Below are 26,226 nucleotides of genomic sequence, written 5' to 3' on the forward strand. Positions count from 1 at the left end.
TTGACGCTTTTACCCTAGAGACTCTACAATAGCGGCTGATAATTTTAGTCATATTGCAAAGGTTCCTTTCATGGTTTTACCTGATAAGTTTATTTTCTCGATGAGTCGAGTGTCTAAGGTTGTGCCACCCAAGCGCACCATCCTAAAAGACATCTCATTACACTTTTTCCCTGGTGCAAAAATTGGTGTACTTGGTCTAAACGGCTCGGGTAAATCTACCCTGCTACGCATCATGGCCGGCGTTGATAAAGATTTTGAAGGTGAGGCTCACCCTCAACCGGGCGTGAAAATTGGTTACCTGCCGCAGGAACCGGTGCTTGATGAAAGCAAAACAGTGCGTGAAGTGGTTGAAGAAGCGGTAAGCGAAGTTAAAAACGCCCTGACTCGCCTTGATGAAGTATATGCCGAATACGCCATGGAAGACGCGGACTTTGACGCCCTGGCCAAAGAGCAAGGCGAACTTGAAGCCATTATCCAGGCCCATGATGGTCACAACCTGGACAACGCCCTGGAGCGTGCCGCCGATGCCCTGCGTTTACCTGCTTGGGATGCGAAAATTGAACACCTTTCAGGTGGTGAGCGTCGCCGTGTGGCAATTTGCCGTTTGCTGCTTGAAAAGCCAGATATGCTTATTCTCGACGAACCGACCAACCACTTGGATGCTGAATCAGTGGCCTGGTTGGAGCGCTTCCTGCACGACTACGAAGGTACCGTTGTGGCGGTAACCCACGACCGTTACTTCCTTGATAACGTGGCCGGTTGGATCCTTGAACTTGACCGCGGTGAAGGTATTCCATGGGAAGGTAACTACTCGTCTTGGTTAGAGCAAAAAGATGCCCGTTTGAAGCAAGAACAAAAAGCGGAAAAAGCACGTCAAAAGTCGATTGCCCAAGAGCTTGAGTGGGTGCGTTCAAACCCGAAAGGTCGCCAGGCTAAGTCGAAAGCGCGTATGGCACAGTTTGCAGAGCTACAGCAAAGCGACTACCAAAAGCGTAACGAAACGAACGAGCTGTTTATTCCACCGGGTCCACGCCTGGGTGATCAGGTTATCGAAGTGAAGGGTTTAAACAAGAGCTTCGGTGATCGCCAGTTGATCGACAACCTGGATTTCAGCGTGCCTAAGGGAGCTATCGTTGGCATTATCGGTGCTAACGGTGCCGGTAAATCAACCCTGTTTAAAATGTTAAGTGGCGACGAGCAGCCAGACAGCGGTGAAATCACTATCGGTGAAACCGTAGAGCTGGCGACCGTTGATCAGTTCCGCGGCAATATGGACGACAGCAAAACCGTATTCGAAGAAATCGCCGATGGCCAGGACGTACTAAAAGTAGGTAACTTCGAATTCCCAAGTCGCGCCTATGTGGGTCGCTTTAACTTCAAAGGCAACGACCAGCAGAAGTTTGTAAAAGACCTATCCGGTGGTGAGCGCAACCGACTACACCTCGCCAAGCTGCTTAAGGCCGGCGGCAACGTGTTGTTACTGGATGAGCCAACCAATGACCTAGATGTTGAAACACTGCGTGCCCTTGAGAACGCGATTCTAGAATTCCCGGGCTGTGTTATGGTTATCTCGCACGACCGTTGGTTCCTCGACCGTATCGCCACCCATATTCTGGATTACCGTGACGAAGGTCAGATCAACTTCTTCGATGGCAACTACACGGAGTACGAAGCCTGGTTGAAGAAAACGCTGGGCGCCGATGCGGCACAACCTAAGCGTATTAAATACAAAAAGATTGGTTAAAAAGCCAATTGAAAAAAGCCCCAGTGATGGGGCTTTTTTGTGCTTAGGTCCCATGGACAAAATTGCTTGCTGCCAGCTACACTAAGCAAATACCCTGCTTTTTAGGAATGCTTATGCACGAGCGTCGTCACTTTACCCGGGTGCTGTTTCATCGCCCAGCCCTAATTACCGACAATCAACATCAGTACCACTGCCAATTACTCGACCTCTCTCTTAAAGGTGCCCTGATCAGCCACCCAGAGAACTTTAACCCAACCCCCGGAACTAACCTGCAACTGAGCTTCACTCTCGACGAAACCGATATCGACATTCAGATGAATACCGAAGTCGCGCATATCGAGGAGCTGCATATAGGTTTACGCTGCACCCTCATTGACTTAGATAGCGCCGCTCATCTCAAACGTCTTATTGAACTTAACGTCGGGGATGATAAGCTATTGCACCGAGAGCTGGTACAGCTAGCCTCGGTGGAACAACAATAAAACAGACTCAGTGAGAGCAGCAATTATGATCATGGAATCCATGCAGGGGTTTATTCCCTTTTTGATGTACTTTGGCCTTGGCTACCTTTTAGTTTTGGCGTTTTTGTTTTTATACACTTTGGTCACACCCCACTGTGAGTGGACCTTAATGAAAGAAAACAATGCCGCCGCCGCAACCGCATTTAGCGGCGCCTTTATTGGTTTTACCCTACCGGTTGCCAGTGCCGCAGTGAACTCGGTATCCATTATTGACTTCGCTATCTGGGGTGTCATTGCCGGTGTCATGCAACTTATTACCTTTTTCCTAGTGCGCCTGTACATGCCTAAACTGTCGGAAAAAATTGCCGATGGCCATATGAGCGCCGGTGCCTTTTTGGGTATTGCGTCACTTGCGACCGGGATCCTTAACGCTGCTTGTATTACCTACTAGGGAGCAGTGATAATGAAAAGGACTAATAAGTTAAAACTGACCCTGATGCTTGGCGCCACGGCAGGACTCAGTGGCTGTGGCGACCCGGACGAATCGGCCTTGCTCTTTAACGATGCCGAAGATTGTATGAGCTTTGGTGTCGAACAGGACGTGTGTCAGGCACAGTACCAGGAAGCCCTAGCTAATCACGCCATTGAAGCGCCCAAATACGTCAACGAAAACCTCTGCGAGAATGACTTTGGTTTTGACCAATGCGAACAGGAAGGCAGTATCTGGCGGCCTATTATGGCCGGCTTTATGATAGCCGCGGTGGCCGAAGCGGTCGATGAAGGCCTCGACCTGATGAAAAAGAAAAAGCGTAAAAAATACGCCTACCTGGGTGGCAGTTACTACTCGGGTGCCAAACCCCTGTATCGCTCCCGCGATGACTTTTTCAGTTTTCGTAACGCCAACAACGACTATATCGGCTCGGTTAATAACCGCGGCACCACCATGGTGAAAAAGTCCAAGATCCACTATACCAGCAAGCCAAAATCTGTGACCCGCTCACGCGGCGGTTTTGGCCGTCGTGCCGCATCACGCAGCAGCTTTGGTGGTTAGATGTTTCGACAACCTATCACTGAGCGGCCAGACCTGGCCGCTCAGGCCGATTACTTCGGCTTCGAGTTTTGTAACATCGATGGCGAAAAATACTGGGACGAAAGCGCCTACTATCAATTTACCCTGAAGCAAATCGAAAACGACCTGGAAGACCCGACCAACGAACTGGAGCAAATGTGCCTGGAGCTGGTCGATAAAGTGGTTCGAGACGAATACTGGTTAAAGAAATTCGTCCTGCCCGAGCGTTTTTGGGATCTGATAGCCACAAGCTGGCACAATAAAGAACCCAGCCTGTATGGGCGCATGGATTTTAGTTACCACGGCACGGGCCCGGCTAAGTTGCTGGAATACAATGCCGACACCCCCACCTCCATTTATGAAGCCGGCTTTTTCCAATGGCTGTGGCTGGAACAACAAGTAGATAGAGGCGTGTTGCCAAGGCGTGCCGATCAATTCAATAGCATCCAAGAAGCACTGATCAACCGCTTCAACCATTTTAGCAGCCAAGATGCCATCCACTTTGCCCACAGCCGTGATTCCATCGAGGATAAGGGCACGGTGGCTTACCTACAGGACTGTGCCTACCAGGCTGGCATGCCAACGGTCAGAATGACCGTAGAGGACATAGGTATCGATGCCAAAGGTCAGCTCACCGATCTCGAAGACACGCCCATCACCCAGTTGTTTAAGCTATACCCATGGGAGGAGCTGTTTTTAGATGAATTCGGCCCCCAACTGTTAAGCTCGGACACCCTATTTGTAGAGCCGTCGTGGAAGGCTGTGTTATCTAATAAGGCTATTTTGCCGCTGCTGTGGCAGATGTTCCCCGGCCACCCCAATCTACTGCCTAGCTATTTTGCCGGGGAGGAAGGTGATGGGCTCGAGCAAGGGTATGTCAGCAAACCTTTATTCAGCCGTGAAGGAGAAAACATCACCTGGGTACACCCTAGTAAGGGCCGCGTTCATCAGGGCGGCAGCTACGGCGGAGAAGGCTTTATTACCCAGGCTCTGGCCCCCTTGCCTGTGTTTGCCGGCAACCATACCCTGATAGGCTCCTGGGTGGTAGGTCATAAAAGCTGTGGCCTGACAATTCGAGAGGACAATGGCCCCATCACCAAGGACACCTCTCGTTTTGTGCCGCACATTATTTTGGGCTAACAAATTTCCGGGTAAATATCGGACACAAAAAAACCGCTTTAATGAAGCGGTTTTTTTATCGGCATTAAAGAATTTGATTCTCTTTCCAGGCCTGCTCTTTGGCCATGCGCTTTTTACGCTTATCGCACGGGTCGTCGCAGTCACAGGCCTTATCTATGCCTACAGAGCCAAGGCCACCACAGCTGCTGGCCATTGATTTGCGTTGAACGATAACACCTACCGCCATCGCCGCAATGATAATCAAAAGCAGACCAAAGGTAAGAAGAAATAGCTGCATTGTCTGTGCCCCTTAAAAATGACAATCAACGGCTTGAGTCAGCCACGGGCGCTATTATACGCCCGCTTTAACCTGACTACAAATATGGCTTAAACGCTGGACTTGAATAGGTTTTTAAACCTTCTGGCGTTTTGCTGATCAAATACACGGGTAAGTTGTTGGCCTCGGCATAGGCTTTTGCCTGCTCCGTACCCATCACGGTCAAAGCCGTGGCCAGGCCGTCGGCAGTCATGGCGCTGGGGTGTAACACGGTAACCGATACCAGGTCGTGCTTGATTGGCATACCGGTTTGCGGGTCGATAAGATGAGTGTACACCTCCCCGTCCATCTCGTAAAAAATACGATAATCACCGGATGTGGCCACACCCATAGAGCCGGGCTCTAAGGTACGATGGATTCTGCGCTCGCCCATAGGCGCATCCGGTTGCTCAATGGCAATTACCCATGCCTTGTTACCCGGTTTTTGCCCGGCAATGCGCATCTCGCCGCCAATCTCAACCATGTAGTTGGTGATGCCATGTTGCTCTAATAACTCGGCCACCTTATCTATGCCAAAGCCTTTGGCGGTTGCCGAGAAGCTCAGCTCCAGGCCATCAACCGACTTAGCTAAGCCCTGCTCATTGAGAGCCAGCTTATCGACGCCGATATTCGCCACCATAGCGTCAAGCTCCGCTTGAGACGGACGCTGTGTTGGGCGCTTGTCTGGGCCGAAGCCCCAGAGATCAATCAAGGGTCCCATGGTCACGTCCAACGTCTTGGTAGAGAAGCCCAAACGGATTGACTCGGCCACCACGGTGCGAAAGTCGGGGCTGATAGCCATCACCTCACCTGCGCCCAGGCGATTGAACTGATTGATTTCAGAGTCGGGAATATAGGTCGACATGGACTGGTTTACGGCTTTTAAGGCCTGCTCTATGTCGCCATGAAGGTTCAGCGTCGCTAACTGCTCGCCCGGAGCATAAAGCTTGATGTTATAAGTGGTGCCCATGGTTTTACCGTGCAGCAGTAACTCTTGCTGCTGAGGCTCACCGGCCTTATCACAGCCGCTTAGTAAGCCCAGCACAAGGACAAAAAACACCAGAGCCGTGACACGAAGATTAGGTTTCATCTGCAATACTCGCGTTAGAAAAAAGAAAAGGCTTCCTAACCTTAGCTAGGAAGCCCTTATACGTAACGTTAACGAATATACATCGTTAAATTAGCCGCCGAAGTCATCCAGTAGGATGTTCTCGTCTTCAACACCTAAATCTTTAAGCATGTTGATAACGGCTGCGTTCATCATCGGTGGTCCACACATGTAGAACTCACAGTCTTCAGGCGCTTCGTGGTCCTTCAGATAGTTGTCGTACAATACGTTGTGGATAAAGCCGGTGTAACCTTCCCAGTTGTCCTCAGGCTGAGGATCTGAAAGAGCTACGTGCCATACGAAGTTATCGTTTTCAGCAGCTAGGCCGTCGAAATCTTCTACGTAGAACATTTCGCGCTTAGAACGTGCACCGTACCAGAAGCTCATCTTACGCTTAGAGTTAAGACGCTTAAGCTGGTCGAAAATGTGTGAACGCATAGGTGCCATACCTGCACCACCACCTACGAATACCATTTCTGCGTCTGTGTCTTTCGCGAAGAATTCACCGAATGGACCAGAAATTGTTACCTTGTCGCCTTCTTTCAGTGACCAGATGTACGAAGACATCTTACCGCAAGGCAGGCTTAGGTTGTTTGGCGGCGGAGTCGCAATACGTACGTTAAGCATGATGATGCCGAACTCTTCTGGGTAGTTAGCCATTGAGTACGCACGGATTGTTTCTTCGTCAACTTTTGACTCTAGGTTAAAGAAGCCAAAACGATCCCAGTCTGCACGATATTCTTCAGGAATATCGAAGTCAGCATATTTAACATGGTGAGCAGGCGCTTCGATCTGAATGTAACCACCGGCACGGAAAGGTACAACCTCACCTTCAGGGATAGCTAGTTTCAGTTCTTTAATGAAGGTTGCCTTGTTATCGTTAGAGATAACAGTACATTCCCACTTCTTGATACCGAAGATAGACTCTTCAAGTTCAATTTCCATGTCGCCCTTAACGGCAACCTGACACGCAAGACGACAGCCATGACGGGCTTCACCTTTCGAGATGTGGTCAAGCTCGGTCGGCAGAATGTCACCACCACCCGATTTCACATCTACGCGACACTGGCCACATGAGCCACCGCCACCACAAGCAGATGATACGAAAATACCGGCATCCGCTAGTGCACCAAGTAGCTTGCTACCCGGTGAAGTTTTAATTGCTTTCTCAGGATCGCCATTGATCCCGATGGTGACGTCACCTGTGGGTACTAGCTTAGATTTAGCTGCGATAATAACTAAAACCAAGATAACCACGATAGCGACGAATACACCTACGCCTAAATATACCTCAAGCATGATTTCTCCTCGCTACCTTATAGTGAAATACCAGAGAATGACATAAAGCCAAGACCCATAAGACCTACGGTGATAAAGGTAATACCTAGACCACGTAGACCGTCTGGCACGTCTGAATACTTCATCTTCTCACGGATACCAGCAAGCAATGTGATTGCCAGTGCCCAACCTACACCTGAGCCCAGGCCGAAAACCACTGACTCACCGAAGTTGTAGTTACGCTCTACCATGAAGGACACCGCACCGAAAATCGCACAGTTTACCGTGATCAATGGTAGGAAGATGCCCAGCGCGTTGTATAGCGGCGGGAAGAACTTATCCAGAGCCATCTCTAGGATTTGTACTAGGGCAGCAATAACGCCGATGAAGGTTAGGAAGCGTAGGAAGCTTAAGTCAGCTTCAGGGAAGCCTAACCACTCAAGTGCGCCTGGTGCCAATACCGCGTGATAAACCACTTGGTTTACCGGTACCGCAATACCCAGTACGAAGATAACCGCAATACCTAGGCCTAGAGAGGTTTTTACTTTCTTAGATACAGCTAGGAAAGTACACATCCCCAAGAAGAAGGCAAGCGCAAGGTTTTCAATGAAAACCGCTTTAACAAATAAGTTAAGATACTGTTCCACGACTCGCCCCTTATTTCGCTTCTACTTGGTCTTTCTTAAAGGTACGAAGTACCCAAATGAATAGACCGATGATGAAGAATGCACTTGGTGGAAGGATCAATAGACCCATAGGCTGGTACCAGCCACCGTTTTGCACCAGTGGAATGATTTCCACATCGAATAGTGAACCTTTACCGAATAGCTCACGGATGAAACCAACAGTCAGTAGCACTACAGAGTAGCCAAGACCGTTACCAATACCGTCTAGGAAAGACATCATTGGTGGCGACTTCATTGCATATGCTTCGGCACGACCCATTACGATACAGTTGGTAATGATTAGACCAACGAATACCGATAACTCTTTTGCCGTAGCATAAGAGAAGGCCTGTAGTACCTGGTCAACCACGATTACCAATGAAGCGATAATCGTCATCTGTACGATGATACGAACGCTTGATGGGATCTGGTTACGGATCATCGAGATAAACAAGCTTGAGAACGCTGTTACCAAGGTCAATGCGATCGACATGATCAAGGCATTTTTCAAGCTTGAAGTAACCGCCAGCGCAGAACAAATACCTAGTACTTGTAGGGCGATTGGGTTATTGGCGAAGACAGGTCCAAATAGAACCGACTTCATTTCTTTAGTATCAGCCATTATTTCAACGCTCCTTCACGTACTTTCGCAAGGAAAGGACCAAAGCCATGATCGCCAGTCCAGTAGTCAACCGTGTTATCAACACCGTTTGACGTCAGTGTTGCACCAGATAGACCATCAACTTGGTGAGCATTCTTGGCGCCGTTTTTCACTAGATCAACTGGCAGCTCTTTCTCTTTCCACTGGGCCGTCCAAGTTGGGTTTTGAATTTCGCCACCCAGGCCTGGAGTTTCGTTGTGCTTGTAGAAGATGATGTTTTTAACGGTTTCACCGTCGTTTTCTAGCGCTAGGAAACCGTACATTACACCCCAAAGACCGTAGCCCTGGATAGGTAGAATGATAGAGTTCACTGAGCCATCTTCGGCGCGGCTAATGTATACCGGCGCTTCAGTTGTACGACGTTGGATACCTGCTTTATCTTGAGCTTTAGTTAGCTTGATGCTCATTGCCGCATCGAACTTACTCTTCTCAAAATCGTACGCTTTAATCCAAGCGCTACGAGCTTCTTCGTTGTCAAACTGCACCTGTTGGCCGTTTTCAACGTTAACAACCAGAGTCTCGATGTTCTCGTCAAACGTCGATTGAACGTTTTTAACGCCGTCAAAACCGGCTGCGGCTAGGATATTGCTTTGAATATCTTTAAGCTTGTTTTCTTGCTGTAGTGGACGTAGTTGTACTGATGCAAACGATACGATAACCGCACACACCAAACATAAAGACACTACTACACCAAGCGTTTTACCGATTGATTCGTTATTACTAGCCACGTGCCAATCTCCTCTTGATGTTTGACTGCGCTACGAAGTGGTCGAATAGCGGTGCAAATAGGTTAGCAAATAGGATTGCTAGCATCATGCCTTCTGGGTACGCCGGGTTCACAACGCGGATCATTACCACCATGAAACCGATCAACGCACCGTATGCCCACTTACCTTTATCGGTGAATGACGCTGAAACCGGATCGGTTGCCATAAAGAACATACCGAACGCGAAGCCACCTAGTACCAAGTGCCAATGCCAAGGCATAGCAAATGCAGGGTTAGTTTCAGAACCGATGAAGTTAAGTAGCATTGCCGTTACCACCATACCTAGGAAAGTACCTAGTACGATGCGCCACGAAGCAATACGCACATAAATAAGGAATAAACCACCGATGGCGATAGCAAGGGTAGAGGTCTCACCTACAGAACCTTGAATGAAGCCGTAGAAAGCGTTCAACCAAAGATCCATGTTGGCGAAGTCCAGTGCACCTGTAGCCGCTTGGCCTAGGTAAGTTGCACCTGAGAAACCGTCAACCGCTGTCCATACCGTGTCACCTGAAATCTGCGCAGGGTATGCGAAGAATAGGAAAGCACGACCCGCTAGTGCCGGGTTTAGGAAGTTACGGCCAGTACCACCGAATACCTCTTTGGCAATGACAACACCGAAGGTAATACCTAGGGCTACTTGCCACAGTGGAATAGTCGCCGGCAGGATTAGCGCGAACAGTACAGAGGTTACAAAGAAACCTTCGTTTACTTCGTGCTTACGAACCGAGGCGAATACCACTTCCCAGAAACCACCCACGATAAAGGTCGTGGCGTAGATAGGTAGGAAGAAGCAGGCACCGTAGAACATTTTCGCACCCCAACCGGAATCGACGGTTAGTTCACCACCGAATAGTTGGAATAAAGCTACTTGCCATGAATCGCCAAGCGCAAAGCCGTTCGCTAGTGCGTCAGCAGCTTGGTGACCAATGTTGAACATGCCAAAGAACATGGCAGGGAACGTTGCCATCCACACTAAAATCATAATACGTTTTAGGTCGATGTTATCGCGAACGTGAGTACCGCCTTTGTTTACATAACCTGGGGTATAGAAAATAGTCGCTACTGCTTCATACAGGGCGTACCATTTTTCATGTTTACCACCGGCTTCAAAATGCGGTTCGATATCTTCTAAAAATTTCTTCAAGCCCATTTTAGCCTTCCTTCTCGATTGTTGTCAGGCACTCACGAAGGATTGAACCGTACTCGTATTTACCAGGACAAACGAAGGTACACAATGCTAAATCTTCTTCGTCTAGCTCCAATGCGCCAAGCGTAATTGCGCTGTCTAGGTCACGTGAAATAAGGTCACGTAATAGTAGCGTAGGCAAGATGTCTAGCGGCATTACACGCTCATAGTTACCGATTGGTACCATGGCACGCTTTGAACCACCGGTAGAGGTAGTCATGTTGAATAGACGGCTTGGTGCAAGGTGACCAAGGAAGGTACGCGTTACAGAGAACTTGTTGCTACCTGGCGCAATCCAACCAAATAGTTCTTTCTCACGGCCTTCAAGCAGTACCGACACTTGCGTGTGGTAACGGCCAAGGAACGCGTGTGGACCAATGGCGTTAGTACCAGAAAGCACCGAACCAGAAATAACACGGTTGTCACCGTCTTCTAGCTCGCCCGCTACTAAATCGTCTAGTGCAGCACCCATGTGGGTCTTAACTAGGCGCGGGTTCTTAACGCGAGGACCGGCTAAAGAAATCACACGACCGGTGTAAATTTCGCCACTTAGGAAAAGATGACCGAAAGCAATCACATCCTGATAACCTAAGTGCCAAACCTGCTTAGAGGCAGAGACTGGGTCTAGGTGATGAATGTGAGTACCTACAAGACCGGCTGGGTGCTTGCCACCAAACTCATGTACTTCAACAGAAGCAACCGATGAGCTAGGTACCTGCGCGCCCGCTTTCTTACATACGTACACTTTACCTTCGGTTAGACGTGAAACCACGGCTAGACCGGCTTCGAAAGCTTCAGCATTTTCGGCAATCACAACCACTGGATCAGCGGCTAGCGGATTGGTGTCCATGGCAGTAACGAATACTGAGCTAGGCTTAGCATCGACAGCAGGAACTTTGCTGAAAGGACGAGTACGCAGTGCGGTCCATTGACCAGACTTAACAAGTTGATCGACAACGGTGTCGCGATCTAGGCTTGCTAATTGGCCTTGGTCGAACTTGGCAAACGTTTCTTGCTCAGTGCCATTAACTTCAATAACAACTGATTGCAGTACACGTTTTGCACCACGATTGATTTCTTTAACTACCCCGGAGGCCGGTGCAGTGTAGATTACGCCAGGATTCTTTTTATCTTCAAAAAGAACTTGGCCTTTTTTGACTTGGTCATCCACACGAACTCGCATGGTTGGACGCATGCCGATGTATTCTTCACCTAGCACAGCTACTCGTTTAACGGGTTGACCGTCATGAATAACTTGCTGAGGTGCGCCCTCTATCGGTAGATCCAGACCTTTTTTTATGTTGATCATACGCACTTGCATTACATTAAAGGAAAGAAACTTAAAATCTTACCAACCACGCCGCTTAGCATCGGCCGACTGGCGCCAACCCGCGTTGTTAATCTAGGTCTATGCTCCCTTCGCGATGCCAAAAAACATCAAAATGAGCAATTAACAACCTACATCATTAATACAAACGGTATAAAAGAGCACCTATGTCGGTCAGTGTTCCAAGCAACGCAGCGAACTTGTCACATATCTGCCGAATTTTAACATCATTCACGGCGACTATGCGAGTTAAAAAGTAAAAATTATCCAAGGTCCGCGGCGCTCTCGAATGAATAAACTTCAAGATAGACCAAAGTCTTAATTTCGCGTGTTCATATGTAACTAATTACTTAGCACCGTTACCTGGATACAAAAAAGCCAGTCTTAAGACTGGCTTTTTTAGCAGATACAACCCAATTACAGCAGGTTGTTGATAGCTACGTCCGGGTTTACATCCGCGTCATAATCAACGCCGGCTAAATCGAAGCCAAACAGATGTAAGAACTCTTTGTGGTAACCCACATAGTCGGTCAGCTCGTCGATGGTATCGGTATCAACCGTATCCCAAATTTTCTGGATGCGCTGCTGCACGTCGTCTTCAAGCTCTTTATAGTTCTGGAACAGGTGGCCACCGTCATCAAAGCGCGGCGTTTCGCCGTACAGGTTCTCTTTGAACAACGCGGTAATTTGCTCGATCGTTCCTTCATAAGTGCCGTCTTCTTTCATCACTTTGAATAGCGCTGAAATATACAGAGGCATGATAGGAATCGCCGAACTCGCCTGCGTCACTACCGCGTTCAAAGAGCTCACATAGGCTTCGCCAGACAAGGCCGCCGTTGATGCTTTGATCTCTTGTGCGGCACGGTCCAGGTCTTCTTTTGCCTTACCAATGGTGGCGTGACCATAGATAGGCCAAGTCAGCTCTTTACCGATGTAGGTGTAAGCGGTTGTTTTGAAGTTATCGGCTAACACGCCTGCTTCATTAAGGGCCTCGATCCACAGCTGCCAATCTTCACCACCCATTACTTTTACGGTATTGGCGATTTCTTCTTCGCTGGCCGCTTCAACACTCACTTCGTCGATAACACGCTTTGAGGTGTTAAGGTTTTTAGTGGTCACACTCTCACCGATTGGCTTAAGCGTTGATGAGTAAGTTTCACCTGTTTTCGGGTCGGTACGACGCGGTGACGCCAGTGAATAAATAACCAGGTCAACCTTGCCTAGTTCATTCTTAATGGTGTCGATGGTTTGTGCCTTGATCTCATCGGAAAACGCATCGCCATTGATGTTTTTTGCCCAGATACCGGCTTCATCGGCAGCTTGTTGGAAAGCTGCGGTGTTATACCAGCCTGCAGACGCCGTTTTCTTCTCGGTACCTGGTTTTTCAAAGAACACACCCAGTGTTTTTGCGCCATGACCGAATGCAGATACGATGCGAGAAGCAAGGCCGTAACCAGTTGATGAACCGATCACTAAAACGTTTTTTGGACCCTGGCCCAAATCACCTTGGCTTTTTACATATTCTATTTGTTGTTGTACATGAGCCGCACAGCCTGCTGGGTGTGCGTTAGTGCAGATAAATCCACGGATTTTAGGCTTAATGACCATGATAAAATTCCATATCGTTGCCGAAAAATTAGCGCTAGTGTAGCGACTATTATCCACTACACAGGTCTGATGACTCGCGCCGAGTGTTTAATTATCAAATTTAGAACCACCTAAGCAGCGCGGCGAATCCGGGGCTTGTCCTTGTTTTTCGCTGAACTCTTCGGGGGTATAGGCATGAATAGCCAGCGCATGAATGTGCTCGCGCAGCTCCTGTGCCAGAATGTCGTTAATGGTGCGGTGACGTTGCAACAGCCGCTGTCCGGCAAATTGATCGCTGACCACCACCACTTTAAAGTGTGATTCACTGCCACGGGCATGCATATGGCTTTCATTTTCAACCCGCAGGTGTTTGCAGGGTATCCCTGCGCTGAGCTTTTGCTCGATACGCGTTTGCATAGACATAAATGACGTACCTGCCAACTAGTTAGGTGACGCTACTATAGCAAAGTCGAATCGATGTGGCGAAAGGTTAAATTGATGCGCCCCTGCGTAACCCTACGTTGCTTGGGCAGGCTATGGGCATAGCAATGTTGGCTTTGCCCCTTCATGAGCAGCAAACTGCCATTTGTTAATGCCAGGTCGGTTACCTCGCCACTGTCTTTGTGACGTAACTTAAACTTACGCAGCGCCCCCAAAGACAATGAGGCGATCACTGGCTCGGGGCCCAACTCGGGCTCGTCGTCACTGTGCCAGCCCATGCAATCTAGGCCATGGCGATAGTAATTAATCAACACCGCATTAAAATGACAGCCCAGCGTGCGATTAAGGCGATGGCGCATGGCGTCAAGCTCGGGCACCCAGGGCACAGGCTCGAAACGCTGCTGAGAATATTCATAAGCGCTGTCGGCATCTCCCATATAAACCTGCAGGCGTGGGATCGCATGCCACTTGCCAAACACCTGAATGCTGGGTTGTTGCCAGGGCAAGGTATCACGCAAATAGGCAAACAAGCGCTGTGCCTTCACCTCATCAAGGGCGTGAGCCTGGTAACTAAACATGCTTGGGGGTAAAGCCGGCGGCAATTGGTTGCTGTTTTGGGGGTGGGCGTTGGCACGCATCGTGATAAACTAGCGCCATTGTCAGTTAAACCTAAGTGCTCATGATAACATCAGCTCAACTAGGTGGTAATACCTACCACTTACATCGCTTGCCTTTACAACAGAAAAACCGCAGCCTGCAGGCATGGGACGCGGCCGATGAATACCTTATCGATTATATTAACGAGCATCATGGTGATGCCAAGCGCTTGCTGATCCTCAATGACGACTTCGGTGCCCTGGCCTGCGTCTTTAATCAATTAACTTCAGATTCAGTTAGTGATTCGTACATTGCTATGCAAGCATGGCAGCATAATCTGAAAGAAAATAACTTGAATACCGAGCAACTTACACCGCTGACCAGCCTTGAACCGCTCGCCGACGACTATGACCTGGTGATCGGCAAAATACCGAAAAACAGTGGCTACCTTCAGCACCAATTGGCGCAACTGTCGCACAAACTAAAACCGGGGACCCCCGTGGTCCTAGCGGGTAAAACCAAAGCCATACATACCTCAACCATTAATTTGGTGGAGCGCTATATCGGTCCTGCTACAACCACCTTGGCTCAGAAAAAGGCACGCCTGATCACCGCGACCATGCACAATAAGGCGCAGCCAAGCCCGTTTCCCAAACGTTGGCAACTGGAAGGCAGTGACTTCACCTTGGTCAATCATGCCAATGTGTTTTCACGCGATTCTTTGGACATCGGTGCGCGCTTCTTCAGTAATTACCTGCCGCAATCGAAAAAGCCAATTCGTATTATCGACCTTGGCTGTGGCAATGGCGTGATTGGCCTGCAAACCTTGCTGAAGTGCCCCGAGGCGCAGGTGACCTTTGTTGATGAGTCTGCCATGGCCGTGGCCTCGGCGCAGCAAACCATCCTAGAGAACCTGCCCGATGAACTGCATCGCTGTGAGTTTATTCATAACGATTGTCTGTCTGGCTTTGCCGCCCAAGGCTATGACCTGGTGCTATGTAATCCACCCTTCCATCAGCAAAATGCGGTGACCGACCACATCGCCTGGCAGATGTTTAACGACGCCAAAAAAGTATTGCGTCCCGGCGGTGAGCTTCGTATCGTAGGCAACCGACACCTTGATTACCATGAAAAACTAAAGCGCTTATTCGGCGGCTCCAAGCTCCTTGGTTCAAACAAGAAGTTTGTCGTACTGAGCGCGAAAAAAGTAATAGGATAATTATGTTTAACCGTTTTTCACTGCTTGCCATTATCGTTTTGAGCACGGCACTTACAGGATGTAGCAACCGCTCGGCACAGGCCATCTTGGACCCTTATTACCAAAGCGGCCAACTTACCAGCTATAACCAGGCGCTGTCTTTGCAGGTGATTGACCAAAGAGCGAAGGCACCGACCATCTCCATCGCCCAGGGCGACAAACGTTATTTGATGTCCACCCCGGACTTAAATAATAAGATGCAAAAGGTTTTCACCCAAGCTCTGCAAGCCAATGGTGCTCATATCAGCGCCATGGCTAGCACCCATATGCAGGTAGCCATTCACACTTTAAATGCCACTGTGATGCAAAATACCGTGGACCATCATAGTGAAGCGCAAATTGCTCTGCAGGTGTTCGTCGAGCGTAATGGTAGCCAGTTCAATAAAATGTATAATGGCCAAAGCCAGTTTCGCGGCCCCTTTGGCTATGATCAGGCCAAGGTCGAGGCGCAACTGAATAAACTTATCGAACAGCTTGTGGCACGCATTATGAGCGACCCCGAGCTTAATACTTACATGCAAAAGGGAGCGTCATGAACACTCGCCTCATCAGTGCCTTATTTACCTTATGCTTAATGCTGACGCCATTCGCGCACGCAGCGGTGCAGGGTGAATTTGTGCAAAAGAGCAATTTATTTCCCCGCGTCGAGTTCACTACCAGCCTAGGAAAAATCGTTGTCGAGCTAGATCGCTCACGCGCGCCGCTGACGGTGAACAATTTCCTTACCTATGTGCAAGATGGCAGCTACAAGGGCTCTGTTTTTCACCGTGTCGAGCGCGATGAAGAAAACGACCGTGACTTTGTGATTCAAGGTGGCGGCTACGATAAAGACTATGATGGCCTGCATGAAAATGACCCCATTTTCAATGAAAGCGGCAGCGGTCTGAAAAATGATATGTACACCATAGCCATGGCCTACCAGGATCGTAAACCGCACTCGGCCACACGCCAGTTTTTCTTCAACATGGACAACAATGACCACCTTAACCCAGGCAGTGACTGGGGCTTCTCGGTGTTCGGTTCAGTAGTAGAAGGCTTTGAAACCTTAGATAAGATCATGCGCGTCGAAACCGATTTCCAGGAAAAAATAGGCTATTCCTATGTGCCTAAACAAGCGGTGATTATTTTTGACATCAAGGTGCTTGAAGCACAGCCGTACTAGATCTATCAGGGCGAGTCTAATCGCCCTTTTTCTTCTCGCTAATAATAAGAATAAGCATGAGCCACACAGCCCTCTCTTTACGCGACTTCACCCAACATTTTCGCGACCGCCGCTTGGTCACCGTGTTTATTTTTGGCATCAGCAGCGGCTTTCCCTGGGTGTTGATTGGCTCGGTCATGAGCGCCTGGCTTAAAGACGAAGGCTTAAGCCGTTCGATGATCGGCCTGTTCGGCATGGTGTTTGGCGCTTACTCCATTAACTTTTTATGGTCGCCCCTGGTCGACCGTGTGCGTATTCCACTGCTCACCAAGTGGCTGGGTCAACGCCGCAGCTGGATATTGTGCTGCCTCTGCATTGTGTTTGCCGCCACCCTGAGCATGGCGTTTGTCGATATCAGCGGACAACTTTTTGTTATTGCCCTACTGGCACTGATTATCGCCATAGCGTCTGCTACCCAGGATATAGCCATTGATGCATACCGTATTGATATTTTGGCGGAAAAAGAAAGTGAAAAAATGTCGGCGGCGGCGGCCATGGCAACCAGTGGTTGGTGGACAGGTTATGCTCTGCTCGGCGCCCTGCCCTTTTATGCCGCGGATATTCCCGGTGTCGACTGGCCTGATGTGTATTTGGCATTGGCGGTGATTGTCGCCCTATTGATCGTCTATGTCTTCTTTGCCCAAGAGCCCGAGTCGAATCGCGAGCTTGTGCACGCCCGATTAGAGCAACAGTATCAGCAGCAACTCGGTAAACACGCCACCGTTTTACCACGTTGGTTAAATATCGTGATTGCCTGGCTTGGGGTGACCATTATCGAGCCGCTGCGCAGTTTCTTTACCCGTAACGGGGTTAAAACCGCCTTAGCCTTACTGGCCTTTATCTTCCTCTTTAAAATTGGCGAGGCTTTCCTGGCACGCATGTCCATCGTCTTTTATAAAGAAGTGGGTTTTAGCAACTCAGATATCGCCACCTTTTCCAAGCTCGGCACCGCGGTACTCACCATTATTTTTGCCTTTTTAGGCAGCGTGTTTAATAATCGCTTCGGAATAGTAAAAGGTTTATTTATCAGCGGCATAGCTATGGCTGCATCGAACCTGATGTTCTCCTGGATTGCCGTTGCAGGACCCAAGCTCTCACTTTACGCGATGGCCATTGTTCTCGATGGCTTTACCCAGGCCTGGTCCTTGGTGGCCATGGTGGCCTTTATTTCCATGCTTTGTGACCGCGCCTTTAGCGCCACCCACTATGCCTTGCTTGCCTCCCTGGGCAATCTTGGACGCACCCTGTTATCGGGGTACAGTGGCGTGATAGTCGACGATTGGTTGCACGGTGATTGGTCGATGTTTTTTATTCTCACGGCGCTGATGGTAATACCGTCGTTGGTATTTTTGTTTTTGATACGCAAACGCTTGTATCAATTGGAGTGGCAGTTTCATGAAAATGGGCGTAAAGCCAAGGGGCAGGAATAATACCAATTCTATTAAGTATGTGATCAGATATCGCGCTAGATAAATGATGTACTAACAAGGCGGGATTTTTTATATGTAGTTATTCTACATCGAAAAATTTCAACATAGTGAGCATGATATTTAGCCCGCTAGAATGACTCGCTATTTAAGTGAATTGGTATAAAACTATAGAGCCCTTCCTGGGCTCCAGAAAATAGGCTTTCAATGCTTATTTAAGTAGCGCTAACCCTTCATAAGGGTCCACATCCAGTGCTTCGCAGTAACGGATAAATTCAATCACGTCTAAACGACGTTCTTGGTTTTCAATTTTACCGATAAATGAATGTGGTGTGCCCAACACCTGCGCCAGACTGCGCATGGTATGACCCTTTTCATGGCGTTTATCTTTAAGCCACTTGGTTAGTCTGCCATTTTCCTCGGAGGAAACGGTTTTACCCATCATAATTACATCTCCTACTAGATGAATCGATTGCTGTAAAGTTTCTATAATTATTAGTGAATGAAATTTGCCCGTCTCATTCAGCCAGTATTAAAGCACATGTCCCATTTTAGGTATAGCGTATGTACAAAAGTTTACCTAATTTCGGCGCGAAATAGTTTACATACCTTATGACAATAAAATACTACTGATAAATTAGATAGATAGCTCTAATTTATACGGCGTTCGCTAAGTCTTTAATTTTTCTTTAGAGGGTTGGAATTTTGCGCTAAGATTGGGTTAAATCATCATTCTTGGGGAAAAGATGTTTCGTTTGCTGTTTTTGTTGCCGGTGATTCTCTGCGCCGCTTGGTGGCTGTTTCTTAATGCCAACAATATTCCCCTAAAACAGGGCCGTAAGGGTTTCTTGTATATAATTATTTTTTCATTGTTCGTGTTAGGGTTCTTTACTCTTATGGTGTATATAACGAACAGTGACTTATAACCGTCAAAAATAAAAAATGCCGCATAAGCGGCATTTTTTATTTTCTCTTTATACTGCGGTTATACGCTAAAGCTGGCACCACAACCACACGTAGTGGTGGCATTAGGATTGTTTACGAAGAAACGCGAACCTTCCAGACCCTCGGTATAATCGACTTCACCATCTACTAGGTATTGCAAACTCATGGGGTCCACCACTAGAGTCACGCCATTTTTCTCAATTTGCATATCGCCCGGATTAGCTTCTTCGGCAAAGGTAAAACCATATTGGAAACCAGAACATCCGCCGCCGGTGACATAAACACGCAGCATTAGCGAAGGATTCTCTTCCTCTTCGATCAACTGCTTAACGCGCGCCGCTGCGGCATCACTGAATTTAATTGGAACTTGCTCGGACATACCGTCTCTCTCACTGCCTATTTGCCCAAATTATCTAATACCCGACTAAGTTAATCAAGTATTGGCTGCACCGCCCTAGTTAATCTCGATCGCAGTAGTCACAATACAAAGAAGCAAACCCTGATACTAAACAAGGATTTATTACAGAAGCTTTGATAAACTACTGATAATATAACTCCCCCTTATTCAGCCTGAGGAATTGGTATGCATCTAGAGGCGCTGAGACGTCGCCTTGCCCGGCCAAAAACATCGGCGCAACTGTGCTTTTTAGGTATCGCCGCCGGCCTTATCGCCGCGGGTCTGATCATCATGTTTCGCTTAACTATTATCATAGCGCAAAACCTGTTTCTCGATGATTTCGACGATTTTACCACCATGGGCGAGCTGCAACGCTTTTTACTTCCCGTTGGTGCCGCCTGCGTTATTGCCTTTTTTGCCTACCTTACCGGCTTTAAGCATTACCGCCTGGGGATCCCTTTCGTTATTCACCGCATGAAGATGCACTATGGGCAAATGCCATTTTACAACACGGTGAACCAGTTTTTTGGCGGTGCCCTGGCGCTCATAAGTGGTTTCTCTGTGGGCCGCGAAGGCCCTTCGGTGCACATGGGCGCAACCGGGGCCAGCATGCTTGCCAATCAATTGCACCTGCCCTATAACGCCATGCGTACCCTCAGCGGTTGTGGTGTCGCCGCGGGTATTGCAGCCTCCTTCAACACGCCGCTGGCGGCGGTGATTTTCGTGATGGAGGTGGTGATCCGTGAATACAAGGTGCATATTTTCGTACCTATTATGCTGGCGGCGGTGACCGGAGCCCTGGCCACTCAGTTTGTCTTTGGTGCCGATTCCGAGCTGGCTCTCATAAGCGTAACGCCCTTGAGTTTTTGGCATTATCCTTACCTGGTGATTTGCGGCATGACCTTGGGCGCAGTGGCTTATGCCTTTAATAAAAACCTGATGCTGATCATCCGCACCTTTAAACCGCTTTCCATGTTGCCACGGTTGCTGATTGCCGGGGTGATAGCCGGCGGCATAGGCTACCTGGTGCCGCAGGCCATGGGCTCGGGCATGAGCGCCATTACCATTGCCATGAACTCGCCGGATAATGTGCAACTGCTGCTGACCATACTAATCGCTAAACTGCTGGCCACCTTATTCGCCATCGGTTTAGGGATCCCAGGCGGGATTATCGGCCCCGTCATAGGGTTGGGCGTGGTCATGGGCACCCTGATGTCCTTCTTTGCCCATTTGGTCGCCCCGGGCACCGATGTCGCCGGTACCTATGGCGTTTTAGGCATGGCCGGCTTACTCGCCGCCACCTTGCACGCCCCCCTGGCGGCGTTAACAGCGGTAATGGAGCTCACCTCCAGCCCACAGATTATCGTGCCCGCCATGTTGGTAATAGTAACCGCCTATGTGACCGCGCTGCAGGTATTTGGGAATCGTTCCATCTTTTTGCAGCAGCTTGATTTTCAAGGGCTGACCTATCAGGTTTCCCCAGCCAAAGAAGCGCTGCAAAAGGTCGGTATCATGGCGGAGATGAATGAAAACTTTAAGCTGCTGTATTCCGACGATAAGGAGTTGATCAAGGAGTCCCTGGCGCACCTCGATGGGCAAACGCCGCTCATTGTGTACGACGAAGACAACGGTTATCGCTTGGCGGAATACGATTTAAACCTGATGTCACAAGAAAACATCAATATTCGTTATGTGGAACTCGATGGCGTAAGCTCGCAGGCCACCTTGGCCGATGCCTTTGATATTCTTAAAGATAAACGCAGCGGTGCGGTCTATGTGTATGATATGCACGATGAAAAAGAAATCGTCGGTATTTTACGTTGGGATCAAATTCGCCACATTCTCACCATTCGTAACGCCCTGTTATAAAAAGGAAGCATCATGACTTTAGTGTTAGTTTACAAAGCCCTGCACCTGTTTTTTATGGTTGCTTGGTTTGCCGGTATTTTCTATTTGCCCCGGCTATTTGTGTATCATGCCCTAAATGAAGAAAAGTCCTGCAGCGCCATGTTAAAGGTGATGGAGCGCCGCCTGCTGTTTTTCGTCACCCCCTTTGCAATTTTGACCGCGGTGTTTGGGGTACTGACCATAATGGAATATGGCCGCGACTGGTTCCGTGCCAGCATGTGGCTGCACTATAAACTGGCGCTGGTATTGGTGCTGTATGCCTACCACGGCTACTGCTTTAAATTACTGGCCGACTTCAAACAGGATCGCAACACCCGCAGCGATCGTTTTTACCGTATTTTTAATGAATTTCCGGTGCTGATCCTCGCGGCCATCATCTTTTTAGCAGTATTGAAACCAGTACTCTAAAAATACTAAAAAATTTGCTATAGTGCGCAGCCAAACGCGGTGGCGTTTAAATGCCGGGGGCGCACATGCAAATTAGCCCCCTGGCAGGACACCGAATTATTTACTTTAACGTTTGGGACGACCTCCATGCTACGCTTTCAAGGTGAACACATTCTCTCTGTAAATCAACTCGATAGAGACAGTATCGAGCATATATTTGCAGTCGCAAAACGGATGGAACCTTATGCCAAAAAACAAAAACGCACTAAGGTGCTCGAAGGCGCCATTCTTGCCAACCTGTTTTTTGAACCCAGTACCCGTACTCGCGTGAGCTTCGGCACCGCCTTCAACCTGCTTGGCGGTTTGGTACGTGAAACAACCGGTATGCAAAGCTCGGCGCTGGCCAAGGGCGAATCCTTGTATGATACCGCGCGTGTTATTTCTGCCTATGCCGATGCCGTAGCCATGCGTCACCCGGATGCCGGCTCGGTCGCCGAGTTCGCCACCGGCTGCAGCGTCCCTGTTCTTAATGGCGGTGACGGCCCCAATGAGCACCCGACCCAGGCCCTGCTCGATCTCTTAACCATAGACCGCGAACTGGCCCGTTTTGGCCAAAAGGTCGATGGCATGCACATTGCCCTGGTCGGTGATTTAAAATACGGTCGCACCGTGCACTCCTTGTCTAAGCTGCTGTGCCACTACAAAGATGTGCGTTTTACCATGGTGGCGCCGGATGGCCTGCAAATGCCACAGAGCATTCTCGACACCGTGACCAATGCCGGTCACCAAATCGAACTGGTGGATAAAATGGAAGGCAATCTGGCCGCCGATATCGTCTACCAAACCCGTATTCAGGAAGAGCGTTTCCCCAGCCAGGAAGAAGCCAATAAATACCGCGGTGGTTTCCGCATCAGCCAGGCGATTTATAACGCCCACTGTAAACCGAGCTCGGTATTGATGCACCCATTGCCGCGCGATAGCCGCAGCGATGCCAATGAGCTGGATAATGACCTAAATAGCAATGACAACCTGGCCATCTTCCGCCAGGTACAAAATGGCGTGCTGATCCGCATGGCCTTGTTTGCGCTAACTCTGGGCGTTGACAACCTGGTCGAGAAACACGAGGCCACTGTGCCCTGGTTCAGCCGTAAACGTGAAGATTAATTTGCCAACCTAATAGGAAGCAACATGAGCAAAAGCCAAGATTTATTTACCCGCGCCCAAGCCTCGATCCCAGGTGGCGTGAACTCTCCAGTACGTGCTTTCAACGGCGTCGGCGGCACCCCATTATTTATCACCCATGCCGAGGGTGCCTACACCTTTGATGCCGATGGCAACAAATACATCGACTATGTCGGCTCATGGGGACCGATGATTTTGGGTCACAACCACCCAGAAATTAAGCAGGCCGTACACGAAGCGGTTGAGCGCGGCCTAAGCTATGGCGCGCCGACGGAAGCGGAAATCGATATGGCCGAGAAGGTTAAAGAGCTAGTACCTTCTATCGACTCGGTACGCATGGTGAACTCGGGTACCGAAGCCACCATGAGCGCCATTCGTCTGGCCCGTGGTTACACCGGTCGCGATAAGATTTTAAAATTTGAAGGCTGTTACCATGGCCATGCCGACTCACTGCTGGTGAAAGCCGGCTCAGGTGCCCTGACCTTGGGCGTGCCTAACTCACCAGGCATTCCTGAAGATTTCGCGAAACACACGCTGACCGTGTCTTTCAATAACCTGGATGAAGTAAAAGCGGTATTCGAAAAATACCCGGAAGAGATCGCCTGTATCATCATCGAGCCGGTTGCCGGTAACATGAACTGTATTCCACCGGTTGAAGGCTTCCTGGAAGGCCTGCGTGCAATCTGTGACGAATATAAGAGCGTGCTGATCTTCGATGAGGTCATGACGGGTTTCCGCGTGGCCCTTGGCGGCGCCCAGGCTTATTACAATATCACGCCGGATCTAACCTGTTTAGGTAAGGTGATCGGCGGCGGTATGCCGGTGGGTGCCTTCGGTGGTAAGAAAGAAATCATGGACTACATTGCCCCGGTAGGCCCTGTGTACCAGGCCGGTACTCTGTCTGGCAACCCAATTGCTATGGCAGCCGGCCTTAAGGCGCTAGAGCTGCTTAGCAAACCAGGGTTGCACGAAGAGCTGGAAGCGAAAAGTAAGGCCATCTGTGAAGGCTTCCAGGCCGCCGCAGACAAAGCCGGTATCCCACTTACTACCAACTATGCCGGTGGTATGTATGGCTTCTTCTTCACCGATGCCGACAAGGTAACCAGTTACCAGCAAGCCACCGAGTGCGACTTAGAGCGCTTTAAGCGTTTCTTCCACCTGATGCTTGAAGAAGGCGTATACCTTGCTCCTTCTGCGTTTGAGGCGGGCTTTGTGTGCCAGGCACACGATGACGAAGCCATCGCCCAAACCATAGCGGCGGCCGAGCGCGCCTTCGCTAAGTTGTAAGCTGGCAATGAAAAATGAAACCGCCATTGTGGCGGTTTCACAATGCTGTAAAGCCAATGGCCTCCCCCAAACCTGGTTGTTACTTACTTTCGCCTAATAAATACCGCTAGTAAGCTTATTCCAACCACCGACGTTACGTCCTTATCAGCGCCTGCTCCTCAAAGACTTTTGCTTTACTGCTCACCTCAGCCACTCGCTGGTAATTAAAAAAATCTTACAGTCGCTTACAGATAACGGCGCTATTTACCTTGCCGATTTGACGGTCAGCCGTTTAGAGATGCCATCATTTTAGCGCCCACAAGTTAATGTCAAATCCAAAATAATCGTTGGCCCCAATTTCAACCCATAAAAAATTAACCAAAATTTAACACTTCAAATTGCGTTTTGCCAATCCGTGGCTATGGTTTAAGTGCTGTACGAACGTGATCAAATTCAAGGGGCTTTATTATTCGCCTTTTGGCGAAAAGTCCTTTGCTTCGACCCAGTTTTTATAAAAAAAATCACACGGAGAGTACCTATGTCTATCCCCAAAAAACGCCCAACGTTAGTTCCCGCTTCCCTGGCATCCGAAGTCAGCCAACTAGTCAAAGAATTGCCCAATACTGTGTATCACAACGACACCCCGAGCTGCGTTACAGCCGTTGCGGAATTTGCGCCCATGGGTGGTGTACTCATTGCCTACCCTGGCACGGTGGCACCTAGCCAACCTCAGTTTCCTCCCTCCGGACCACGCGCGTTTGGTATTCCAAATGAATTGATTGTCCGCATGCAGCAAAATGATACGTCAAACCCCGTCCATATTTTTGTGATGTGCGGCGATGAAAGCCAAAAACAAAACATTGATAAAGAGCTAAGTGAAACAGCGTCGGCACTCGGTTTAACCTATAACCCAGAGCACCTGCATATAGTCCCCTGGGATACGGATACATTCTGGACACGGGATTTTGGACCTTGGTGGGTGCACAACAAGGATTCTGATTATTACGGGATCACCAAGCACACCTATACCACCTTAGGTGGCGGCGAAGTGGGGTTAGTAGAAGGTGCGGAGAATGTATCACCTAAAGAGGGCTTGGGGATCTTCAGACCCAATGATGATTATGGCGCCGTCAAATTTTCAGATTTTCTCAACAATCCTATTCGTCAGTGGAATAAGGCTCGCTGGCATAAAGAGAACCCAACCAAGTTGACGCCCATTAAGGTCCATAATTTCTATTATTCCGGCTTATTGGATGTGGGCGGCAACTACATGGTTGATGGCAAGGGCAACATTGCTTCTACCTATCTGGTAGCAACGCAAAATGAGTTGCCCACCCACAATGAGCAGGATCTATATGGCAATGCGCCGGCGATCATTGAGAAGCGAATGAAGTATATACTCGAGCAACTTAATCGATTTATGGGCATTAGCTCATATCGCGTGCTCGAAGACCCCACAGGGACCTACATTGGCCATATAGATTGTTGGGGTAAGTTTTTATCAGAAGATAAGGTACTGATTGCACAATCTGAGAATGCCGATATTAATCAAAAACTTAATCATATTGCGGATAACTTCGAACAAGAGTATCAGGTCTATCGTGTACTTTGTCAGGACATGTATATCCCTAATGCCGATGAACCAGCAACAACAGCCGCTTACACTAATAGTCTGATATTAAACAACTTTGCATACGTTCCCTTATCTGGCAAAGGTTACGAAAAATACGATGAGGCGGCATTAGCGACCTATCGAACTGCCTTGCCAAACCATACCGTTATTGGCATTGAGAGTAAGCCTGAGTTTCCCTGGCTCGGTACCGATGCGATGCATTGCCGTACCCGAGGCGTGCCCAGGCAGGTTGTCGATAACTGGTTAGCCAGCCTTAAACCAACCCACCCTTAAACCTAACACTTATAGATAAG

Annotated in this window: 28 protein-coding genes; 15 read left to right on the forward strand and 13 right to left on the reverse strand. The window is 48.9% G+C overall.

Annotation, left to right across the window (positions count from 1 at the left end):
- Positions 1 to 70 precede the first annotated feature (70 nt).
- The 5 genes from ettA to C2M29_RS02030 all read left to right on the forward strand — a co-directional run bounded on the left by ettA (position 71) and on the right by C2M29_RS02030 (position 4,414).
- Positions 71 to 1,744, forward strand: a complete 1,674-nt coding sequence (gene ettA / locus C2M29_RS02010) for an energy-dependent translational throttle protein EttA (RefSeq protein WP_105188146.1) — start codon at positions 71 to 73, stop codon at positions 1,742 to 1,744.
- A gap of 113 nt (positions 1,745 to 1,857) precedes the next feature.
- Positions 1,858 to 2,226: a PilZ domain-containing protein gene (locus tag C2M29_RS02015; protein WP_105188147.1), complete on the forward strand. Its 369-nt coding sequence runs from the start codon at positions 1,858 to 1,860 to the stop codon at positions 2,224 to 2,226.
- Positions 2,227 to 2,236: 10 nt separating this feature from the next.
- Positions 2,237 to 2,656: a DUF350 domain-containing protein gene (locus tag C2M29_RS02020; RefSeq protein ID WP_233998333.1), complete on the forward strand. Its 420-nt coding sequence runs from the start codon at positions 2,237 to 2,239 to the stop codon at positions 2,654 to 2,656.
- 12 nt (positions 2,657 to 2,668) lie between these two features.
- The gene (locus tag C2M29_RS02025; protein WP_105188149.1) at positions 2,669 to 3,256 is read left to right on the forward strand and encodes a DUF1190 domain-containing protein; all 588 of its coding nucleotides are present in this window, start codon (positions 2,669 to 2,671) and stop codon (positions 3,254 to 3,256) included.
- Positions 3,257 to 4,414: a glutathionylspermidine synthase family protein gene (locus tag C2M29_RS02030; protein WP_105188150.1), complete on the forward strand. Its 1,158-nt coding sequence runs from the start codon at positions 3,257 to 3,259 to the stop codon at positions 4,412 to 4,414.
- 64 nt (positions 4,415 to 4,478) lie between these two features.
- Here the strand turns inward: C2M29_RS02030 and nqrM are convergent, their stop codons facing one another.
- The 11 genes from nqrM to C2M29_RS02085 form a co-directional block, all read right to left on the reverse strand.
- Complete coding sequence (nqrM, locus tag C2M29_RS02035) at positions 4,479 to 4,691, reverse strand: (Na+)-NQR maturation NqrM (RefSeq protein ID WP_105188151.1); 213 nt, start codon at positions 4,689 to 4,691, stop codon at positions 4,479 to 4,481.
- 76 nt (positions 4,692 to 4,767) lie between these two features.
- A complete protein-coding gene (locus C2M29_RS02040) occupies positions 4,768 to 5,799 on the reverse strand; it encodes an FAD:protein FMN transferase (RefSeq protein WP_105188152.1) in 1,032 nt (343 codons plus the stop codon).
- Between the two features lie 90 nt (positions 5,800 to 5,889).
- Positions 5,890 to 7,116: an NADH:ubiquinone reductase (Na(+)-transporting) subunit F gene (gene nqrF, locus C2M29_RS02045; protein ID WP_105188153.1), complete on the reverse strand. Its 1,227-nt coding sequence runs from the start codon at positions 7,114 to 7,116 to the stop codon at positions 5,890 to 5,892.
- Between the two features lie 17 nt (positions 7,117 to 7,133).
- Complete coding sequence (gene nqrE / locus C2M29_RS02050; RefSeq protein WP_105188154.1) at positions 7,134 to 7,742, reverse strand: NADH:ubiquinone reductase (Na(+)-transporting) subunit E; 609 nt, start codon at positions 7,740 to 7,742, stop codon at positions 7,134 to 7,136.
- Between the two features lie 10 nt (positions 7,743 to 7,752).
- On the reverse strand, positions 7,753 to 8,382 hold the full coding sequence (locus C2M29_RS02055) for an NADH:ubiquinone reductase (Na(+)-transporting) subunit D (protein WP_105188155.1): 630 nt from the start codon (positions 8,380 to 8,382) through the stop codon (positions 7,753 to 7,755).
- Positions 8,382 to 9,149, reverse strand: a complete 768-nt coding sequence (locus C2M29_RS02060) for a Na(+)-translocating NADH-quinone reductase subunit C (protein ID WP_105188156.1) — start codon at positions 9,147 to 9,149, stop codon at positions 8,382 to 8,384. The genes C2M29_RS02055 and C2M29_RS02060 overlap by 1 nt, the downstream gene beginning before the upstream one ends.
- Positions 9,142 to 10,341 carry an NADH:ubiquinone reductase (Na(+)-transporting) subunit B gene (locus C2M29_RS02065; protein ID WP_105188157.1) on the reverse strand — a complete coding sequence of 400 codons (1,200 nt, stop codon included), beginning with the start codon at positions 10,339 to 10,341 and terminating at the stop codon, positions 9,142 to 9,144. The genes C2M29_RS02060 and C2M29_RS02065 overlap by 8 nt, the downstream gene beginning before the upstream one ends.
- Before the next feature lies 1 nt (position 10,342).
- Positions 10,343 to 11,686, reverse strand: a complete 1,344-nt coding sequence (locus tag C2M29_RS02070) for a Na(+)-translocating NADH-quinone reductase subunit A (RefSeq protein ID WP_105188611.1) — start codon at positions 11,684 to 11,686, stop codon at positions 10,343 to 10,345.
- A gap of 435 nt (positions 11,687 to 12,121) precedes the next feature.
- A complete protein-coding gene (gene fabV / locus C2M29_RS02075) occupies positions 12,122 to 13,312 on the reverse strand; it encodes an enoyl-ACP reductase FabV (RefSeq protein WP_105188158.1) in 1,191 nt (396 codons plus the stop codon).
- A gap of 87 nt (positions 13,313 to 13,399) precedes the next feature.
- The gene (locus C2M29_RS02080; protein ID WP_105188159.1) at positions 13,400 to 13,714 is read right to left on the reverse strand and encodes a BolA family protein; all 315 of its coding nucleotides are present in this window, start codon (positions 13,712 to 13,714) and stop codon (positions 13,400 to 13,402) included.
- A gap of 35 nt (positions 13,715 to 13,749) precedes the next feature.
- Positions 13,750 to 14,370, reverse strand: a complete 621-nt coding sequence (locus C2M29_RS02085) for an alpha-ketoglutarate-dependent dioxygenase AlkB family protein (protein WP_105188160.1) — start codon at positions 14,368 to 14,370, stop codon at positions 13,750 to 13,752.
- Between the two features lie 41 nt (positions 14,371 to 14,411).
- Between C2M29_RS02085 and C2M29_RS02090 the strand changes: the two genes are divergently transcribed.
- Genes C2M29_RS02090 through C2M29_RS02105 form a run of 4 tightly spaced genes read left to right on the forward strand, consistent with a single transcriptional unit; the run spans position 14,412 to position 18,218 of the window.
- On the forward strand, positions 14,412 to 15,548 hold the full coding sequence (locus C2M29_RS02090; protein WP_105188161.1) for a methyltransferase: 1,137 nt from the start codon (positions 14,412 to 14,414) through the stop codon (positions 15,546 to 15,548).
- Between the two features lie 2 nt (positions 15,549 to 15,550).
- Positions 15,551 to 16,123, forward strand: coding sequence for a YajG family lipoprotein (locus C2M29_RS02095; RefSeq protein ID WP_105188162.1), 573 nt, complete (start codon positions 15,551 to 15,553; stop codon positions 16,121 to 16,123).
- Positions 16,124 to 16,161: 38 nt separating this feature from the next.
- Positions 16,162 to 16,749: a peptidylprolyl isomerase gene (locus tag C2M29_RS02100; RefSeq protein WP_442792532.1), complete on the forward strand. Its 588-nt coding sequence runs from the start codon at positions 16,162 to 16,164 to the stop codon at positions 16,747 to 16,749.
- A 56-nt stretch (positions 16,750 to 16,805) separates the two neighbouring features.
- Positions 16,806 to 18,218, forward strand: coding sequence for an AmpG family muropeptide MFS transporter (locus tag C2M29_RS02105; RefSeq protein ID WP_105188163.1), 1,413 nt, complete (start codon positions 16,806 to 16,808; stop codon positions 18,216 to 18,218).
- Between the two features lie 208 nt (positions 18,219 to 18,426).
- Here C2M29_RS02105 and C2M29_RS02110 read toward each other — a convergent pair whose 3' ends face one another.
- Positions 18,427 to 18,660, reverse strand: a complete 234-nt coding sequence (locus C2M29_RS02110) for a helix-turn-helix domain-containing protein (protein ID WP_105188164.1) — start codon at positions 18,658 to 18,660, stop codon at positions 18,427 to 18,429.
- A 301-nt stretch (positions 18,661 to 18,961) separates the two neighbouring features.
- On the opposite strand from C2M29_RS02110, the gene C2M29_RS16665 reads away from it, so the two are divergent.
- Positions 18,962 to 19,141 (forward strand): hypothetical protein, encoded by a 180-nt coding sequence (locus C2M29_RS16665; RefSeq protein ID WP_105188165.1) that lies wholly within the window; start codon positions 18,962 to 18,964, stop codon positions 19,139 to 19,141.
- Positions 19,142 to 19,200: 59 nt separating this feature from the next.
- On the opposite strand, the gene erpA is transcribed toward C2M29_RS16665, so the two are convergent.
- A complete protein-coding gene (erpA, locus tag C2M29_RS02120) occupies positions 19,201 to 19,539 on the reverse strand; it encodes an iron-sulfur cluster insertion protein ErpA (protein ID WP_105188166.1) in 339 nt (112 codons plus the stop codon).
- Between the two features lie 204 nt (positions 19,540 to 19,743).
- On the opposite strand from erpA, the gene C2M29_RS02125 reads away from it, so the two are divergent.
- The 5 genes from C2M29_RS02125 (at position 19,744) to C2M29_RS02145 (ending at position 26,206) form a co-directional block, all read left to right on the forward strand.
- Positions 19,744 to 21,426, forward strand: a complete 1,683-nt coding sequence (locus C2M29_RS02125) for a chloride channel protein (RefSeq protein WP_105188167.1) — start codon at positions 19,744 to 19,746, stop codon at positions 21,424 to 21,426.
- Positions 21,427 to 21,438: 12 nt separating this feature from the next.
- On the forward strand, positions 21,439 to 21,873 hold the full coding sequence (locus tag C2M29_RS02130) for a CopD family protein (RefSeq protein WP_105188168.1): 435 nt from the start codon (positions 21,439 to 21,441) through the stop codon (positions 21,871 to 21,873).
- Positions 21,874 to 21,999: 126 nt separating this feature from the next.
- A complete protein-coding gene (locus tag C2M29_RS02135; RefSeq protein WP_105188169.1) occupies positions 22,000 to 23,016 on the forward strand; it encodes an aspartate carbamoyltransferase in 1,017 nt (338 codons plus the stop codon).
- 24 nt (positions 23,017 to 23,040) lie between these two features.
- A complete protein-coding gene (gene hemL / locus C2M29_RS02140) occupies positions 23,041 to 24,321 on the forward strand; it encodes a glutamate-1-semialdehyde 2,1-aminomutase (RefSeq protein ID WP_105188170.1) in 1,281 nt (426 codons plus the stop codon).
- A 517-nt stretch (positions 24,322 to 24,838) separates the two neighbouring features.
- Positions 24,839 to 26,206 carry an agmatine deiminase family protein gene (locus C2M29_RS02145; protein WP_105188171.1) on the forward strand — a complete coding sequence of 456 codons (1,368 nt, stop codon included), beginning with the start codon at positions 24,839 to 24,841 and terminating at the stop codon, positions 26,204 to 26,206.
- Positions 26,207 to 26,226: the final 20 nt, after the last annotated feature.

It is taken from the genome of Pseudoalteromonas sp. T1lg48 (genome assembly GCF_002964785.1).
GTDB lineage: Bacteria > Pseudomonadota > Gammaproteobacteria > Enterobacterales > Alteromonadaceae > Pseudoalteromonas.

Bases quoted from the DNA above. Each gene is read 5' to 3' on its own strand.
- ettA (WP_105188146.1), top strand. From the start codon at position 71: ATGGTTTTACCTGATAAGTTTATTTTCTCGATGAGTCGAGTGTCTAAG.
- C2M29_RS02015 (WP_105188147.1), top strand. From the start codon at position 1,858: ATGCACGAGCGTCGTCACTTTACCCGGGTGCTGTTTCATCGCCCAGCC.
- C2M29_RS02025 (WP_105188149.1), top strand. From the start codon at position 2,669: ATGAAAAGGACTAATAAGTTAAAACTGACCCTGATGCTTGGCGCCACG.
- C2M29_RS02030 (WP_105188150.1), top strand. From the start codon at position 3,257: ATGTTTCGACAACCTATCACTGAGCGGCCAGACCTGGCCGCTCAGGCC.
- nqrM (WP_105188151.1), bottom strand. From the start codon at position 4,691: ATGCAGCTATTTCTTCTTACCTTTGGTCTGCTTTTGATTATCATTGCG.
- C2M29_RS02040 (WP_105188152.1), bottom strand. From the start codon at position 5,799: ATGAAACCTAATCTTCGTGTCACGGCTCTGGTGTTTTTTGTCCTTGTG.
- nqrF (WP_105188153.1), bottom strand. From the start codon at position 7,116: ATGCTTGAGGTATATTTAGGCGTAGGTGTATTCGTCGCTATCGTGGTT.
- C2M29_RS02055 (WP_105188155.1), bottom strand. From the start codon at position 8,382: ATGGCTGATACTAAAGAAATGAAGTCGGTTCTATTTGGACCTGTCTTC.
- C2M29_RS02065 (WP_105188157.1), bottom strand. From the start codon at position 10,341: ATGGGCTTGAAGAAATTTTTAGAAGATATCGAACCGCATTTTGAAGCC.
- C2M29_RS02070 (WP_105188611.1), bottom strand. From the start codon at position 11,686: ATGATCAACATAAAAAAAGGTCTGGATCTACCGATAGAGGGCGCACCT.
- fabV (WP_105188158.1), bottom strand. From the start codon at position 13,312: ATGGTCATTAAGCCTAAAATCCGTGGATTTATCTGCACTAACGCACAC.
- C2M29_RS02080 (WP_105188159.1), bottom strand. From the start codon at position 13,714: ATGTCTATGCAAACGCGTATCGAGCAAAAGCTCAGCGCAGGGATACCC.
- C2M29_RS02085 (WP_105188160.1), bottom strand. From the start codon at position 14,370: ATGCGTGCCAACGCCCACCCCCAAAACAGCAACCAATTGCCGCCGGCT.
- C2M29_RS02090 (WP_105188161.1), top strand. From the start codon at position 14,412: ATGATAACATCAGCTCAACTAGGTGGTAATACCTACCACTTACATCGC.
- C2M29_RS02095 (WP_105188162.1), top strand. From the start codon at position 15,551: ATGTTTAACCGTTTTTCACTGCTTGCCATTATCGTTTTGAGCACGGCA.
- C2M29_RS02100 (WP_442792532.1), top strand. From the start codon at position 16,162: ATGCTGACGCCATTCGCGCACGCAGCGGTGCAGGGTGAATTTGTGCAA.
- C2M29_RS02105 (WP_105188163.1), top strand. From the start codon at position 16,806: ATGAGCCACACAGCCCTCTCTTTACGCGACTTCACCCAACATTTTCGC.
- C2M29_RS02110 (WP_105188164.1), bottom strand. From the start codon at position 18,660: ATGATGGGTAAAACCGTTTCCTCCGAGGAAAATGGCAGACTAACCAAG.
- C2M29_RS16665 (WP_105188165.1), top strand. From the start codon at position 18,962: ATGTTTCGTTTGCTGTTTTTGTTGCCGGTGATTCTCTGCGCCGCTTGG.
- erpA (WP_105188166.1), bottom strand. From the start codon at position 19,539: ATGTCCGAGCAAGTTCCAATTAAATTCAGTGATGCCGCAGCGGCGCGC.
- C2M29_RS02125 (WP_105188167.1), top strand. From the start codon at position 19,744: ATGCATCTAGAGGCGCTGAGACGTCGCCTTGCCCGGCCAAAAACATCG.
- C2M29_RS02130 (WP_105188168.1), top strand. From the start codon at position 21,439: ATGACTTTAGTGTTAGTTTACAAAGCCCTGCACCTGTTTTTTATGGTT.
- C2M29_RS02135 (WP_105188169.1), top strand. From the start codon at position 22,000: ATGCTACGCTTTCAAGGTGAACACATTCTCTCTGTAAATCAACTCGAT.
- hemL (WP_105188170.1), top strand. From the start codon at position 23,041: ATGAGCAAAAGCCAAGATTTATTTACCCGCGCCCAAGCCTCGATCCCA.
- C2M29_RS02145 (WP_105188171.1), top strand. From the start codon at position 24,839: ATGTCTATCCCCAAAAAACGCCCAACGTTAGTTCCCGCTTCCCTGGCA.